Here is a 13,734-nt window from a genome sequence, read left to right as displayed (position 1 = left end):
CGCCAGCTCAGCTGTGGCCCCCAGCCTCCGATTCAGGCCCGCATGACCCAACGGCCATGAACGAACTCATCGGCCTGGTGGGTCTGGTGGTGGTGATTCTGGTCGGTTCGGCCATCTGCTCCGGCGTGGAGGCGGCGATCCTCACCGTGAACCCCCTGCGGGTGCACGAGCTGGCCGGGCGGCCCAACCCACCCCGGGGGGCCCGTTCCCTGCAGCTGCTCAAGAACCGGCTCGGCCGCGCCCTGGCGGTGCTGGTGATCGCCAACAACGCCTTCAACATCTTCGGCAGCTTGATGCTCGGCAGCTATGCCGGCTGGGTGTTCCAAAAGCAGGGCATTGGCGGAGTCGCCCTGCCGCTCTTTTCGGTGGGCCTCACGGTGCTGGTGATCCTGCTGGGTGAGATCCTGCCCAAATCCCTCGGCAGCAGCTTGGCCCTGCCCCTGTCCCTGGCCAGCGCGGCCTCGGTGGCGCTGCTGCTGCGGCTGATGTTGCCCCTGGTGGTGCTGCTGGAGTGGCTGATGCCGGCGATCACGGCCGAGAACGAACTGGCCACCGACGAGGAAGAGATCCGCCTGCTGGCGCGGCTGGGTTCCCAAAAGGGCCAGATCGAGGCCGATGAGGCCGCCATGATCGGCAAGGTGTTCCAGCTCAACGACCTGACCGCCAGGGATCTGATGGTGCCCAGGGTGGCGGCCCCCACCCTGGCGGGCCATGCCGAGCTGGCCGCGCTGCGGGACAACCTGCTCGGCAACACGGCCGCCTGGTGGGTGGTGCTGGGGGAGGAAGTGGACGAAGTTCTCGGGGTCGCCAGCCGCGAGCATCTGCTGGCTGCCCTGCTCATGGGTCAGGGAGGCTCCAGCGTCGCCAGCCACACCGAACAGGTGGAATTCGTGCCGGAGATGATCCGCGCCGACCGGCTGCTCACCGCCTTCCGGCGCAGCAACCATTCGGTGCGGGTGGTCGTTGATGAGTTCGGAGCCTTCGTCGGTCTGATCGGCGCCGATGCGGTGCTGGCGGTGCTCGCAGGCTGGTGGCGGCCGCGCTCAGCGGCCAAGCCGGAAACCCCATGACCGCCACCCCCCCCAGCCCCGAACGCTGCACCGCCCTGCTGGAGCGCTGGCGCCCGGAGCTGAGGCTCTCGCCCCGGGAACGCTCCGTGTTGGGGCCTGAGCTGGCCGCCCTGGATGCCCAGTTGGAGCGCCTGCGCCAACGGCGCCTGCGGGTGGCGGTGTTCGGCCGGGTGGGGGTGGGCAAATCCAGCTTGCTCAATGCCCTGCTGGGGGAGGGGCGTTTCGCCACCGACGTGGCCCACGGCTGCACCCGCCGTCAGGAGCACGCCCCCTGGAAGCAAGCGATCACTGGGCTGGAACGGGTGGAGCTCGTGGACACCCCCGGGATCGATGAGATCGCCGCCAGCGCTCGCCAGCGGTTGGCGGCCCGGGTGGCCCTGGGGGCCGATCTGGTGCTGTTCGTGCTCGATGGCGACCTGACGGCCCCCGAGTTGGAGGCCCTCGAGGCCCTGCTCCGGGGCGGCACCCCCCTGATGCTGGTGCTCAACCGCAGCGACTGCTGGCCCAGCGATGAGTTGGGCGACCTGGAGGCCAGCATCCGCCGCCGGCTGCCGGCGGCGGCGGCCGCTCTGGAGCTGGTGACGGTGGCCGCCGCCCCCCGCCGCGCCACCCTGCTGGCCGATGGACGGGTGCGCAGCGAGCGGGAGCCGGCCCGGATCGAACCGCTGCAAGAACAGCTCACCGCCCTGCTCCGGCGCAGTGGCCTGTTGCTGTTGGCCCTCAACAGCCTGCGGGCCGCGGACCGCTTCAGCCAGCGTCTGCACCACTGGCGGCTGGGCCACGGCCGCGAGGCCGCCCGGGGCCTGATCGGCCGCTTCGCCGCCCTCAAGGCCACCAGCGTCGCGGCCAACCCTCTGGTGCTCCTGGATGTGGCCGGTGCCCTGGCCCTGGACACCACCTTGGTGGTTCAGCTCTGCCGTCTCTATGGATTGCAGCTCGATGGCCCCCAGGCCCGGCTGATGCTCGGGCGGATCTCGGCCCAGAGCGCCTTGCTGGGGGGCGCCCAGCTGGGGATCCAGCTGCTGCTGGGCGCCTTGCGCCAGATGCTGGTGCTCGCGGCCCCGCTCAGCGGCGGGTTGAGCCTGGCGCCGGCGGCGCCGGTGGCCCTGGCCCAGGTGGCCCTGGCGGTGGTGGCCACCCGGCGCACCGGGCGCCTGGCCGCCCGCGAACTGCTGCGCGGCGCCCAGGTGGGGGCCGCGCGCCCCGGCGCCCTGCTGCGCCGCCTGGCCCGCCAGGATCCTGAAGTGCAACGCTGGCTGGTGCAGTGGCAGACGCTGGACACCGCTCCACCGCTCCAGGCCTTGTTGCCATGAGCGAACCCAACGGCTCCTCGGACCCTGCGGTCGTGGCCCTGTTCGGCACCAGTGCCGATCCCCCCAGCCTGGGCCACCGGGCCCTGCTCGAGGGGCTCACCCGCCATTTTCCGCTGGTGGCCACCTACGCCAGCGACAATCCTCTCAAGCACCACGGGGCGCCACTGGCGGTTCGCTCGGCGTTGCTCCAGGCCCTGGTGAGCGGTCTGGCCAACCCACGCCTGATCCTCGACCAGGCGCTCAGCAGCCCGCGGGCGATCGAAAGCCTTCGCTCAGCCCAGCGGCGCTGGCCTGGGGCCCAACTGGTGTTCGTCCTTGGCAGCGACCTGGTGGATCAGCTGCCGCGCTGGTACGACGCCGCTGGGATCCTGGCCGCCTGCCGACTGGCGGTTGTGCCCCGCCAGGGCTGGCCCCTGCGAGCCGAACAGCTGGAGCGCCTGCTCCAGCTGGGGGCCAACCTTGAGGTGTTGCCCCTGGAGATCCCCGCCGCCGCCAGCTCCCAGATCCGCGAACAGCCTGATCCAGCCTTGATCCCAGATGAGCTCCTGCCGGTGCTGCGGAAACACAATCTCTATGGCCTGGCAGGCACGGCCACCGGCGGCCCTGCAGCCGCCCGCCCCCTGCGCTGATGCGGCTCGCCCTGGCCCAGATCAATCCGCTGGTGGGCGATTTGCGTGGCAACACCGAGCGGCTGGCCCAGCGCTGCATTGAGGCGGCCGCTGCCGGCGCCGATCTGGTGGTGGCCCCCGAGCTGGCCCTCTGGGGTTACCCGCCGCGGGACCTGCTGCTGCGCCCGGCCCTGCAGCGAGAGCACGACAAGTTGCTGGGGGAACTGGCGCGCCAACTGCCGTCCGAACTGAACCTGGTGCTGGGGGTGAGCGAGCCCCTGCCGGGGGGCCAGCAGCCTGGCCTGTTCAACGCCGCCGCCCTGGTGCAGGCGGGCCAGTGGCGGATCGTGGCCCGCAAGCGCCTGCTGCCCAGCTACGACGTCTTCGACGAGCGGCGCTACTTCCGCAGCTCCGACCAGCCCGCTCTGCTGGAGTTACCCGTGGGAGGTCGCCGCTGGCGATTGGGCCTCACCATCTGCGAAGACCTCTGGGTGGAGGAAACCCTGCCGATCCCGCGGCTGGCCGGTCCCGACCCGATCGCTGAACTGATTCCGCTTCACCCCGAGCTCCTGATCAACCTCTCGGCCTCACCCTTCGGCCAGGGCAAGGCGGCCCTGCGCCACCAGCTGGCCCAGGCGGCGGCGGCGCGGCTGGGCTGCCCGGTGGTCTACGTCAACCAGGTGGGCGGCAACGACGAGCTGGTGTTCGACGGCTCCAGCTTCGTGATCGATCCAGGCGGCAGCGTGCGGCTGCAGCTGGCCTGCGCCGAGGAGGACCTGGGCCTCTGGACCTACGACGTTGATGAGGCTCCGCGAGAGCTCCAGGCCACCGCCACTCCGGCCCTGCCGCCGGCGATGGAGCAGCTGTTCAAGGTGTTGGTGCTGGGGCTGCGGGACTACGCGCGCAAATGCGGCTTCCAGCGGGCGCTGCTGGGCTTGAGCGGCGGCATCGATTCGGCCCTGGTGGCCGCCCTGGCCGTGGCCGCCCTCGGTCCGGAGCGCGTGCAGGCCCTGCTGATGCCCTCCCCCTACAGCTCCGCCGGATCGATCAGCGACGCCCTGGCCCTGGCCGGCACCCTCGGGATCGCCCACCACACCGTGGCGATCGCGCCGCTGATGGAGCAGTTCGCCTCAACCCTGGATGGCCCCCTCGCTGGGCCGCCCACGGGCCTGGCGGCCGAGAACCTGCAGTCCAGGATCAGGGGCACCCTGCTGATGGCCCTGGCCAACCAGCAGGGCCAGCTGTTGCTCTCCACGGGCAACAAGTCGGAGCTGGCCGTGGGGTACTGCACCCTTTACGGCGACATGAACGGCGGCCTGGCCGTGATCGGCGACCTCTACAAGAGCACCGTCTTCGCCCTCTGCGCCTGGCTTGACGCCCCTGAATCCGGTCCTTCCCGACAACGGGTCGGCCTGGCGGCCGAAGGCCCCTTGATCGGCGAGGCGATCCGCCAGAAACCTCCGAGCGCCGAGCTCAGCCCAAACCAGAAGGACAGCGATTCCCTGCCCGACTACTCCGTGCTTGATCCGGTCCTCGCGGCCTACATCGATGAGCTGCGCAGCCCGGAGGATCTGATTGAAGCGGGGATCGACCCGGCCTTGGCCCACAGGGTGCAGCGACTGCTGAGACGAGCGGAATTCAAACGCCGCCAGGCCCCGCCGCTGCTGAAGGTGAGCCGCCGGGCCTTCGGAACCGGTTGGCGGATGCCGATCGCCGCCGCCGACTGAGGCGAGAATGCCGTTCTTCGTTGGCGATCAGCCGGCTGAGTCGCCAACCTGGTAGGAGCTTCCCAACCCCATGTCAGCCTCCGGCCCGGCGGCTCCGATCGCCAGCATCGGAGTTCCCTCCGAAATCAAACGGGACGAACAGCGGGTGGCCCTGACACCCGATGGCGTCAGGGAACTGGTGGCCCATGGGCTGGAGGTGCGCATCCAGCACGGGGCCGGCGCCGGCGCCGGCATCAGCGACGAGGCCTTCGCCGCCGTCGGCGCCCGCCTGGTGGACCGCCAGGAGGCCTGGGCCGCCCACCTGGTGGTCAAGGTGAAGGAACCCCAGGTGGAGGAGTTTCCTTTCCTGCGCAGTGACCTCGTTCTGTTCACCTACCTCCACCTGGCCGCCTATCCGGAGGTGGGCCGGGCCCTGCTGGAGGCGGGCACCACGGGTGTGGCCTACGAAACGGTGCAACTGGAGAACGGCAGTCTGCCGCTGCTGGCCCCGATGAGCGAGATCGCCGGACGGCTGGCGGCCCAGGTCGGGGCCCACCTGCTGGAGAAACCCCATGGCGGCCGAGGTGTGCTGATGGGTGGCTGCACCGGCGTCAGGCCGGCCCGGGTGGTGGTGCTGGGGGCCGGCACCGTGGGCTGGCATGCGGCCCGGGTGGCGGCGGCCATGGATGCCGAAGTTCTGCTGCTCGATCACTCCCCCCAGCGGTTGCGCAACCTGGAATCCGACCGCCGCGGCCGCCTGGTGAGCCTGGTGAGCAGCCGGGGGCTGGTGGAGCGGCTGGTGCCGTCGGCCGATCTGCTCATCGGCGCGGTGCTGACTCCGGGCGGCCGTGCCCCGAGCCTCGTCGACGAGGAGTTGGTGCGCCAGATGCGGCCGGGGTCGGTGATCGTGGACGTGGCCATCGACCAGGGGGGCTGCATCGCCACCAGCCGCGAGACCACCCACACCGATCCGGTGCTGACCATCCACGGGGTGCAGCACTACGCCGTCGGCAACATGCCCGGCGCTGTGCCCCACACCTCCACCGAAGCCCTGGTCAGCGTCACCCTGCCCTACATCCTCGCCATCGCGGGCCGGGGCCTGGTCGAGGCGATCACCGAGCGTCCCGAGCTGATGTCGGGGTTGAACACGATCAGTGGAGATGTCTGCCATCCCGGGGTGGCCAAGGCGCTTGGCTTGCCCACCCGCCATCCGATGGCCTGCCTGCGCTGAGCCTGGTGCATCAGCCCAGGGGCCGCAGCGGTCGCCCCAGGGCCTCCGGAGCGAGGCCCTCCCTCAGGGCCAGCACCCAGCCGGCCGCCTCGGCGTAGCTGGCCGCCGGCAGCACGGTCACCCCCAGGGCTTCGGCGCTGACCGCCAGCAGCGATGGGTTGCCGGCCACGGCGATCACCGGAACGCCCCGGTCCAGGGCCGCCAGCACCGCCTCGCCCCCCAGGGCTCCGGCAGGGGCCACCACGGCACCGACCTGCTCGCCGAGGAGCGCTCCGGCAGGTGGGGCGGGGCACCCAGGGGCCATCGGCCAGAGGTTCGGGGCCCTCGACAGGCCCACCAGCACACAGGGCAGGAAGGTGGTGCCGATTTCCTCGGCCGCCGCCCGCGGATCCAGGCTGGGATCCAGGGGAAGGGGCTCCAGGGCCGGAGCATGGGCGCAGGGCAGCGCCAGCTGGCGCCCGAGCAGGTGGCTGATCACGGCCTCGGCGCCGGCCAGGGCGTCGACCCCGCTACCTCCTCGGTAGGCGGCCAGGGCCTCGCAGGAGGGGGCCTCGGGGAAGCGCGTCACCACGGCGATCGCCGTGGCTCCCGCCGCCTTGAGGCGCTCAGCGGCCGCCAGCAAGGCCCCAGGCCGCCCCAGGCTGCCCCAGCTGCTGCCGCTGGGGCCCACGCTGAGGCTGACCTCCAGGGGCTCATCGGTGGTGATCACCGGGCCGATGGTCAGTCCGAGCGTGCTGCGGCAGGCCTCGATCACCTGCCGGTGCCGCAGCCGCAGGTCGTCCTCGATGGCCGCATCCAGCAACACCCCCACCCGTTGGCTGCGAACCGGCACCAGGGCCAGCTCAGCGGCCACGAAACGGTCGAGGGCCCAGCCCTCCACGTAGTGGATCCGCGGATCACTCCAGTAGAGCGCCGCACCATTCATCACATTGGGATGGGTGATCAGGCAGCCGCTGGCCGCCGCCAGCAGCCGGGCACTGGGCAAGCCATCGCCGGCATAGCCCCCGATCTGGCAACCGATGCCGGTGGGAATCACCATCACCGTCGGCAGCGGGGGAAAGCTGCTCACCGCAGCACCACCGCCTCCAGCCGCGCCCGCCGTGCCCCGTCCACCTCAACCTCCACAGCCGTGAGCGCCCAGCGCAGGGGTTCGCCGTGGGGCGCCAGGGCCGCCAGCACCTGGGGCCTCAGGAGCCCAGGAGCCAGCTCGAACCAGAGCTCCAGGCTCTCCAGCGTCACTTCTGGAATTGACCGAACTGGGCTTCATAGAGCGCATCCTCCTGGGCCGCCAGCAGCTTGAGATCGCTCAGCGGCGTGGAGACGCAGAGCAGGGCGTAACCCTTCGCCTGCAGCTCCTGGCTGACACCCATGGCGTCGGGCTGGTGCACCTGACCCTCCTGCAGCAAGGCCGCACAGGTGGTGCACACCCCTGAGCAGCAGGAGCTGGGCAGGGGGACCCCGGCGGCTTCGGCGGCCGCCAGCACGGTCTGGTCACTGCGGCACGGGAAGCTGTGCTCCGCGCCATGCAGCAGGGCGATCACGGTGAAGGTGTCACTCATGGGGTTGCCTGGGGCGCCTGATCAGTCCACAACCTGCCCATCTTCCTGGACGACGGGACGCCACTGGCTGGGATGGGGCGCCAGGTACTCCGCTGAGGGCCCACCTGCTTGGGAGCCGGCGGGGGCGGTGAGCACGAAATCGAAACTGATCGAGAAGCGCCGGTCCTCGCCGTCGTTGCCCGCCACAGCGTGGTCGGTGGCCGCCGGGAACAGCACCACCAGCCCAGCCCGGGGGGCCACCTCCGCCCAGGGGGCGTTGAGATCACCACCGACCTGGATCGGCCCGCCGTGGCCCACCGCCAGCCCCGGCACCAGCTCATTGACCTGACAGGGCGGATACAGCCGCAGGCAACCACTCTCACCGCTGCCATCGCCATTGAGGTAAACCACCGCGCTCAGGTGGGCGTTGGGGTGGTGATGGCGTCCCACCCCCTGGCCGGGCTCGCTGACCACCGGCCAGCAGCGCTGCAGATGCAGGCCCACACGATCCAGGGCAAAGCCCAGCCGCTCCAGGTAGGCCAGGCTCAGCTGCTCCACCTGACGGCAGAGGCTCGAAAAGCTGGGGTGCTCGTGCAGCTGAGCGACCCCATGCAGATCCCCCGTCCAGGCGCAATCGGGATCGGGGTTGCCGCTTGCCTCACCCCGCAGCGCCAGAACGTCCTGGAGCATCACCGCCAGATCGAGCGGATCGAGCCGCAGCTGGGCGCTGCCCAGGGCCAGCGGGAACAGGGGTGAAACCACCAATCCCTGGTGCTCCGGCAGCGAGAGGGGCCGAAGTGGGGAGCCATCCATCCAGTGAACCCTACGAAACAGCCGGCCCGAAAGCCGGCTGAAAAGAAGGAGCAGGACCGCTTTGGAGGTTGCTCAGATCAGCCCATTCCCGCGGAGCCACCCACCACCTCGAGGATTTCCTGGGTGATCGCCGCCTGGCGGGCCTTGTTGTAATCGAGGGTGAGGGTCTTGGCCAAGGCCTTGGCGTTGTCGCTGGCGTTGTTCATGGCCGTCATCCGGCTGGCCAGCTCACTGGCGGCCGCCTCCTGAAGCGAGCGCAGCAGCTGGTTCTGCAGATACAGCGGCAGCAACGCATTGAGCAGTTGCGCCGGGCTCTGCTCAAAGACGAAGGACGAGGGCAGGACCGGCTGAGTGTTCTCCGGAGCCGAGCCCACTTCGACCTGGAGTCGACCTTCGCGGGTGGTGAGGCGGAAGATCTCGTCGTCAGGGCTGGCGATTCCCTGGGGGTCGAGGGGCAGCAGGGTCTGGGAAACGGGGTTGGAACTCACCAGGTTGATGAACTTGGTGTAGATGATCTCCACCCGATCGGTGCTCTCGGAAAGAAACTCCGCCAACACTTCATCCGCGATGCCCCGGGCCTCATCGGCGTTGGGCACCTGCTCGAGGCCCGTGAAGGTAGCCCGGATCGGATAGGAGCGGTTCTGGAAGTAGGTGATCGCCTTGCGGCCAATCAGGACCAGATCTACGGTGAAGCCCTGGTCCTTGAGCTCGGCGAAGCGCAGCTCGGTGCGCTTGATGATGTTGGCGTTGTAGCCACCACAGAGGCCGCGATCGGCTGTGACCACCAGCAAGGTGATCCTGGAGACCGCTCGGCTCTGCAACAAGGGCACATCGGCCCCTTCTCCGCTCAGGTTCGCCTGGAGGTTTTCCAGGACCCGAGCGAGCCGGTCGGCGAAGGGTCGGCTGCGCAGCACCTGATCCTGGGCCCGACGCACCTTGGCTGCGGCCACCAGGCGCATGGCCTCGGTGATCTTGCGGGTGTTCTTGACCGAACTGATCCGGTCACGGATTTCCTTGAGGTTCGCCATTGGATGGGGGTGCTCAGGCGACGGCCAGAAGGCTGGCCTTGACTTCGTTGATGGCGCTCTTGAGCAGGGCCTCAGACTCCTCGCTCAGTTGCTTGTCGCGCTGAACGGTCTCGATGTAGTTGGCGCAATTGGTCTTGAGGTATTCGCGCAATTCACGCACAAACAGAGCGCACTGCTCCACAGGCACCTCGTCGATCAGGCCCTTGACTCCGGCGTAGACCACGGCCACCTGTTCGGCCAGCAACAGGGGGCTGAACTGGGGCTGCTTGAGCAGCTCCCGAAGACGCTTGCCACGGCCCAACTGCTTCTGGGTGGCGGCATCGAGGTCGGAGGCGAACTGGGAGAAGGCCGCCAGTTCATCGAACTGGGCCAGTTCGAGCTTGAGGGTGCCGGCGATCTTCTTGATCGCCTTGGTCTGGGCGGCGCCGCCCACGCGGCTCACCGAGATGCCCACGTTGATGGCGGGACGCAGACCGGAGTTGAACAGGTCGGAGCTGAGGAAAATCTGACCATCGGTGATCGAGATCACGTTGGTGGGGATGTAGGCCGAGACGTCACCCGCCTGGGTTTCAATGATCGGCAGGGCGGTCATGCTGCCCTTGCCCATGGCGTCGGAGAGCTTGGCGGCCCGCTCCAGCAGGCGGCTGTGGCAATAGAACACGTCACCGGGGTAGGCCTCACGGCCGGGGGGACGGCGCAGCAGCAGCGACATCTGGCGGTACGCCTGGGCCTGCTTGGTGAGGTCGTCGTAGACGATCAGCGTGGCCTTGCCCTTGTACATGAAGTACTCAGCGATGGCGGCGCCGGTGTAGGGGGCCAGGTATTGAAGGGCCGCCGCTTCCGAAGCGCTGGCGAACACCACCACGGTGTAGTCGAGGGCGCCGCGCTCCCGGAGCACCTCGACCACGTTGGCCACCGAGGCCGACTTCTGGCCAATGGCCACATAGACGCAGACGACGTCCTCACCCTTCTGGTTGAGGATCGTGTCGATGGCGATGGCGGTCTTGCCGGTCTGGCGGTCGCCGATGATCAGTTCCCGCTGGCCGCGGCCGATGGGAATCATGGCGTCGATCGCCGTGATGCCGGTCTGCATCGGTTCATGCACCGACTTCCGCTGGATGATGCCCGGCGCCATCGACTCGATCAGGCGGCTTTCGGTGGAGGCGATCTCGCCCTTACCGTCGATCGGCAAGCCCAGGGGGTTCACCACGCGACCGAGCAGGGCATCGCCCACGGGCACCGAAGCAATCCGGCCCGAAGCCTTGACGGTGCTGCCCTCCTGGATGCCACGGCCTTCGCCCATCAGCACCACGCCGACGTTGTCGTCCTCGAGGTTGAGGGCGATGCCCTCGGTGCCGTCTTCGAACTCCACCAGTTCACCGGACATCACCTTCTCGAGGCCGTAGACCCGGGCGATGCCATCGCCGATCTGCAACACCGTTCCGACGTTGCTGACCGAAACTGACTTGTCGTAGTCAGCGATCTGCTGCTTGAGGATGGCGCTGATCTCGTCGGGTCGGATGGAAACCATGGTGGGAAGTCCCCTGGGGGGAAGGCGGTGGGGGAAAGGAGGGGTGGAGGAAAGGTTGGCTCAGGGGGGTGGTGGCTAGCTCACCCGGGCCAGCTCCAGACCGAGTCGACGCACCTGGCCCGAGAGGCTGGCGTCGATCACCTGGGAGCCGAGGCTGATGATGAAGCCGCCGATCAGGGCGGGATCCACCAGGAGCTTGATCTCAACCTTGTCGGTGCCGGCAACCGCCTGCACCTTCGCGCTCAGCTGAGCCTGCTGCTCATCCGAGAGGGGGGTGGCTGAGGTGACGGTGGCCAGAGCGATCTGGCGCTGTTCCCGGTAGAGCTCCAACAGACGCTCGAGGACAGCGTCCAACACACCGATGCGTGAGCGGTCGGTGAGCAGCTTGAGCAGGTTGAGGAACGAGGGGGTGAGCTGATCGGCAAACAGCTTGACCAGCACGTCCTTCTTGGCCTCCACTTCGATCACGGGCGAGGCCAGGGCCTCCCCGAGGCTGGGGGTTTCGTGCCAGAGGACCAGAAGCTCCTTCGCCTGGGCAATCACCTCATCGGTTTCCCCACGCTGGTCAGCGACCTGCAGAAAGGCTTCGGCGTAGGGAGTGGTGATGGAATTGAGCAGTGGCATCAGGAGGCCCCCAGGTTGGCGATGGACTGATCGATCAGCCGAGCCTGGGCCGCTTGATCGAGTTGGGAAGGCAGCGAGGTCAGGGCTTTCTCGATCGCCAGCCGGGCCGCTTCCCGGCGCAGCAGGGTGGTCACCCGGGCCGCTTCTGAACTCAGATCAGTGGCGGCGCCCTGCTTCATGCGCGCCATCTCTTCAACGGTGCGCAATTCGCTCTCGAGGCGAATCGACTGCGCCCGGGCTTGTCCGTCGGTGAGGATCTTGGCCGCTTTTTGCTGAGCCGCAGCAAGGGCCTGCTGAGCTTCCGCTAACGAAGTGGCGGCTTCAGCCAGACGGTTCTCGGCATCGTTCAGCTCAGTGAGGATCGCGCTACGGCGCCGTTCCAGGATCGCGCCCAGAAAACCGGGCAGAAACTTCCACAGACCGGCGATCACGATCGCCAGGTTGATGATGTTGGTCTCAAACGGATCCAGGTTGAAACCGAAGCTTCCGTGGCTGGCCAGCAGAGGGGCAACGAAGGTGATCATTGGGCAGCCAGCAGACGTTGGACAATGAGGTCTCCGAGCTGATCGGCGTCAAGAAGGATCTGCCCCATCGCGGTTTCCCGCTGGGTGTCGATCTCCCGGCGAGCCTTTTCCCGACTGGCATTGGAATCGGCCATCGCGGCCGCCAGGGCGTCGCGGTAGAGGCGGTCGGTTTCTTCCTCGGCCGCAACGATCAGCTTCTGGGCTTCCTGACGGGCCTCCTTGAGCTGGGTCTTGAGGTCAGCCTCGAGCCGTTGAGCCTGGGCAAGCTTCTGCTTGGAATCAGCGCGGCTGGTGGCGATGTAGCCCTCGCGCTCCTCGACCGTCCGGCCGATGGGACGGAAGAACAGGGCGTTGAGAATGAAGGTGAGGAGCACCACCTGCACCGCCATGAGCGGCAGGGTGGCATCGAGGTCGAAGAGACCCCCCTCCGGTGTACCGGCTGCGGCAAGCAGGAGCCAGCTGGTCATGGGGCAGGAGCGCTGGAGTGATCAGGACGGTGGACGGTGGGGAGTGACGCTCCGGAGCGGGGGATGGAACGCTCCGGAAGGCCTTTCCCTCTGGGCGTGATCAGTTGGCGAAGGGGTTCGCAAACAGCAGAACCAGGGCGACCACCAGGCCATAGATGGTGAGCGACTCCATGAAGGCCAGAGACAGCAGCAGGGTGCCGCGGATCTTGCCTTCGGCTTCAGGCTGGCGGGCAATGCCTTCAACGGCGCCGCCGGCAGCGGTGCCTTGACCAATGCCGGGGCCGATGGAGCCCAGGCCGACGGCCAGACCGGCTGCCACAACAGACGCAGCGGAAGTAATCGAATCCATGTTGGGGAAGAGATGTGGGGCGCCGATGCAGCGCGGAGTGAACCGAGGACGGAACGCGGCGCTTGGACATTCCCAGGGAAAGACCTTGGGAATGGGCCCGGATCGAGCCGGACCTGCGCGCAGGAGATCTAGCAGACCGTGGGACCGGCCGGCTTGGAATCAGGTCTGGATTCAGGCGTGGGATTCATGGACGGCCTCGCCGATGTAGTAGGCGGCGAGGGTGGCGAAGATCAATGCCTGGATCGCGCTTGTGAACAGACCCAGGAACATCACGGGCAAGGGAACGATGAGGGGAACGAGAAAAGCCAGCACCGCCACAACAAGTTCATCGGCAAGGATGTTGCCGAACAAACGGAAAGAAAGCGAGAGCGGCTTGGTGAAATCCTCGACGATCTTGAAAGGCAACATGATCGGCGTGGGCTCCACGTAGTACTCGAAGTATCGGAAGCCCTTACGACTCAGGCCGGCATAGAAGTAGGCCAGAGAAACCAGCAGGGCCAGGGCGATGGTGGTGTTGATGTCTGCGGTGGGGGCACCCAATTCCCCACTGGGAAGGTGGATGAGTTTCCAGGGGATCAGGGCACCGCCCCAGTTGCTGACGAAGATGAACAAGAAAAGGGTGCCGATGAAAGGCAGCCAATCTCTATAGGCCTTTTCTCCGATATAATCACGCGCGATATCACGAATGTAGGCCCAGAGATATTCCAGCAGGTTCTGGAGACCGCGGGGATCGCGCTCCAACTTGCGGGATCCGATCACCACAACGGTCAGCAGGGCTCCAATCACCACCCAGGAGCTCAGGAAGATCTGGCCATGGATGTTGTAGTTGCCCAGGTGCCAGTAGAGGTGTTGTCCAACCTCCAGGGCGGCGAAGGGAAGATTGAGTGGCAAGGGAACCATCGGGCTGAACGTTCGGTGTCGCTCAAGCGACG

The 13,734-nt window shown here is 67.8% G+C and carries 16 protein-coding genes; 5 read left to right on the top strand and 11 right to left on the bottom strand.

Translation table 11 applies throughout. From position 1 onward, the window contains the following. The first annotated feature begins 56 nt into the window (after positions 1–56). The 5 genes from KBZ13_RS10365 (at position 57) to ald (ending at position 5,928) form a co-directional block, all read left to right on the top strand. Complete coding sequence (locus tag KBZ13_RS10365) at positions 57–1,070, top strand: CNNM domain-containing protein (RefSeq protein WP_255008870.1); 1,014 nt, start codon at positions 57–59, stop codon at positions 1,068–1,070. Next, positions 1,067–2,383, top strand: coding sequence for a GTP-binding protein (locus tag KBZ13_RS10360; protein WP_255008866.1), 1,317 nt, complete (start codon positions 1,067–1,069; stop codon positions 2,381–2,383). Before KBZ13_RS10365 ends, KBZ13_RS10360 begins: the two co-directional genes overlap by 4 nt. Next, entirely contained in the window at positions 2,380–3,012 is a 633-nt protein-coding gene (locus tag KBZ13_RS10355; protein ID WP_255008865.1) for a nicotinate-nucleotide adenylyltransferase, read from the top strand. The genes KBZ13_RS10360 and KBZ13_RS10355 overlap by 4 nt, the downstream gene beginning before the upstream one ends. Beyond that, positions 3,012–4,718, top strand: coding sequence for an NAD+ synthase (locus KBZ13_RS10350; protein WP_255008864.1), 1,707 nt, complete (start codon positions 3,012–3,014; stop codon positions 4,716–4,718). Before KBZ13_RS10355 ends, KBZ13_RS10350 begins: the two co-directional genes overlap by 1 nt. Before the next feature lie 70 nt (positions 4,719–4,788). Further along, positions 4,789–5,928 carry an alanine dehydrogenase gene (ald, locus tag KBZ13_RS10345; RefSeq protein ID WP_255008856.1) on the top strand — a complete coding sequence of 380 codons (1,140 nt, stop codon included), beginning with the start codon at positions 4,789–4,791 and terminating at the stop codon, positions 5,926–5,928. A 10-nt stretch (positions 5,929–5,938) separates the two neighbouring features. On the opposite strand, the gene KBZ13_RS10340 is transcribed toward ald, so the two are convergent. The 11 genes from KBZ13_RS10340 to atpB form a co-directional block, all read right to left on the bottom strand. After that, positions 5,939–6,967, bottom strand: a complete 1,029-nt coding sequence (locus tag KBZ13_RS10340; protein WP_255009107.1) for a DUF3326 domain-containing protein — start codon at positions 6,965–6,967, stop codon at positions 5,939–5,941. Between the two features lie 26 nt (positions 6,968–6,993). Further along, positions 6,994–7,167 carry a hypothetical protein gene (locus tag KBZ13_RS10335; RefSeq protein WP_255008854.1) on the bottom strand — a complete coding sequence of 58 codons (174 nt, stop codon included), beginning with the start codon at positions 7,165–7,167 and terminating at the stop codon, positions 6,994–6,996. Then, entirely contained in the window at positions 7,164–7,487 is a 324-nt protein-coding gene (locus KBZ13_RS10330; protein WP_255008852.1) for a 2Fe-2S iron-sulfur cluster-binding protein, read from the bottom strand. The genes KBZ13_RS10335 and KBZ13_RS10330 overlap by 4 nt, the downstream gene beginning before the upstream one ends. 21 nt (positions 7,488–7,508) lie before the next feature. Then, positions 7,509–8,279, bottom strand: coding sequence for a TIGR02466 family protein (locus KBZ13_RS10325; protein ID WP_255008850.1), 771 nt, complete (start codon positions 8,277–8,279; stop codon positions 7,509–7,511). Between the two features lie 77 nt (positions 8,280–8,356). Beyond that, entirely contained in the window at positions 8,357–9,307 is a 951-nt protein-coding gene (locus KBZ13_RS10320) for a F0F1 ATP synthase subunit gamma (protein WP_255008848.1), read from the bottom strand. Positions 9,308–9,320: 13 nt separating this feature from the next. Further along, the gene (gene atpA / locus KBZ13_RS10315) at positions 9,321–10,838 is read right to left on the bottom strand and encodes a F0F1 ATP synthase subunit alpha (RefSeq protein WP_255008846.1); all 1,518 of its coding nucleotides are present in this window, start codon (positions 10,836–10,838) and stop codon (positions 9,321–9,323) included. 75 nt (positions 10,839–10,913) lie between these two features. After that, positions 10,914–11,462, bottom strand: coding sequence for an ATP synthase F1 subunit delta (atpH, locus tag KBZ13_RS10310; RefSeq protein WP_255008844.1), 549 nt, complete (start codon positions 11,460–11,462; stop codon positions 10,914–10,916). Further along, the gene (locus KBZ13_RS10305; RefSeq protein WP_255008842.1) at positions 11,462–11,986 is read right to left on the bottom strand and encodes a F0F1 ATP synthase subunit B; all 525 of its coding nucleotides are present in this window, start codon (positions 11,984–11,986) and stop codon (positions 11,462–11,464) included. The genes atpH and KBZ13_RS10305 overlap by 1 nt, the downstream gene beginning before the upstream one ends. Further along, on the bottom strand, positions 11,983–12,453 hold the full coding sequence (locus tag KBZ13_RS10300) for a F0F1 ATP synthase subunit B' (protein ID WP_255008840.1): 471 nt from the start codon (positions 12,451–12,453) through the stop codon (positions 11,983–11,985). The genes KBZ13_RS10305 and KBZ13_RS10300 overlap by 4 nt, the downstream gene beginning before the upstream one ends. Before the next feature lie 100 nt (positions 12,454–12,553). Beyond that, on the bottom strand, positions 12,554–12,802 hold the full coding sequence (atpE, locus tag KBZ13_RS10295; protein ID WP_255008838.1) for an ATP synthase F0 subunit C: 249 nt from the start codon (positions 12,800–12,802) through the stop codon (positions 12,554–12,556). Between the two features lie 171 nt (positions 12,803–12,973). Then, entirely contained in the window at positions 12,974–13,702 is a 729-nt protein-coding gene (gene atpB, locus KBZ13_RS10290) for a F0F1 ATP synthase subunit A (protein ID WP_255008836.1), read from the bottom strand. Positions 13,703–13,734: the final 32 nt, after the last annotated feature.

This window comes from Cyanobium sp. ATX 6F1 (genome assembly GCF_024346315.1).
Lineage (GTDB): Bacteria > Cyanobacteriota > Cyanobacteriia > PCC-6307 > Cyanobiaceae > ATX-6F1.
The sequence above is the reverse complement of the archived record's forward strand: the minus strand, read 5'-3'. Positions and strand labels throughout refer to the sequence as shown.

Coding starts and splice junctions, on each gene's coding strand:
- KBZ13_RS10325 (WP_255008850.1), bottom strand. CDS start 8,279: ATGGATGGCTCCCCACTTCGGCCCCTCTCGCTGCCGGAGCACCAGGGA.
- atpB (WP_255008836.1), bottom strand. CDS start 13,702: ATGGTTCCCTTGCCACTCAATCTTCCCTTCGCCGCCCTGGAGGTTGGA.
- KBZ13_RS10300 (WP_255008840.1), bottom strand. CDS start 12,453: ATGACCAGCTGGCTCCTGCTTGCCGCAGCCGGTACACCGGAGGGGGGT.
- KBZ13_RS10350 (WP_255008864.1), top strand. CDS start 3,012: ATGCGGCTCGCCCTGGCCCAGATCAATCCGCTGGTGGGCGATTTGCGT.
- KBZ13_RS10330 (WP_255008852.1), bottom strand. CDS start 7,487: ATGAGTGACACCTTCACCGTGATCGCCCTGCTGCATGGCGCGGAGCAC.
- KBZ13_RS10305 (WP_255008842.1), bottom strand. CDS start 11,986: ATGATCACCTTCGTTGCCCCTCTGCTGGCCAGCCACGGAAGCTTCGGT.
- atpA (WP_255008846.1), bottom strand. CDS start 10,838: ATGGTTTCCATCCGACCCGACGAGATCAGCGCCATCCTCAAGCAGCAG.
- atpE (WP_255008838.1), bottom strand. CDS start 12,802: ATGGATTCGATTACTTCCGCTGCGTCTGTTGTGGCAGCCGGTCTGGCC.
- KBZ13_RS10355 (WP_255008865.1), top strand. CDS start 2,380: ATGAGCGAACCCAACGGCTCCTCGGACCCTGCGGTCGTGGCCCTGTTC.
- KBZ13_RS10320 (WP_255008848.1), bottom strand. CDS start 9,307: ATGGCGAACCTCAAGGAAATCCGTGACCGGATCAGTTCGGTCAAGAAC.
- atpH (WP_255008844.1), bottom strand. CDS start 11,462: ATGCCACTGCTCAATTCCATCACCACTCCCTACGCCGAAGCCTTTCTG.
- KBZ13_RS10340 (WP_255009107.1), bottom strand. CDS start 6,967: ATGGTGATTCCCACCGGCATCGGTTGCCAGATCGGGGGCTATGCCGGC.
- ald (WP_255008856.1), top strand. CDS start 4,789: ATGTCAGCCTCCGGCCCGGCGGCTCCGATCGCCAGCATCGGAGTTCCC.
- KBZ13_RS10360 (WP_255008866.1), top strand. CDS start 1,067: ATGACCGCCACCCCCCCCAGCCCCGAACGCTGCACCGCCCTGCTGGAG.
- KBZ13_RS10365 (WP_255008870.1), top strand. CDS start 57: ATGAACGAACTCATCGGCCTGGTGGGTCTGGTGGTGGTGATTCTGGTC.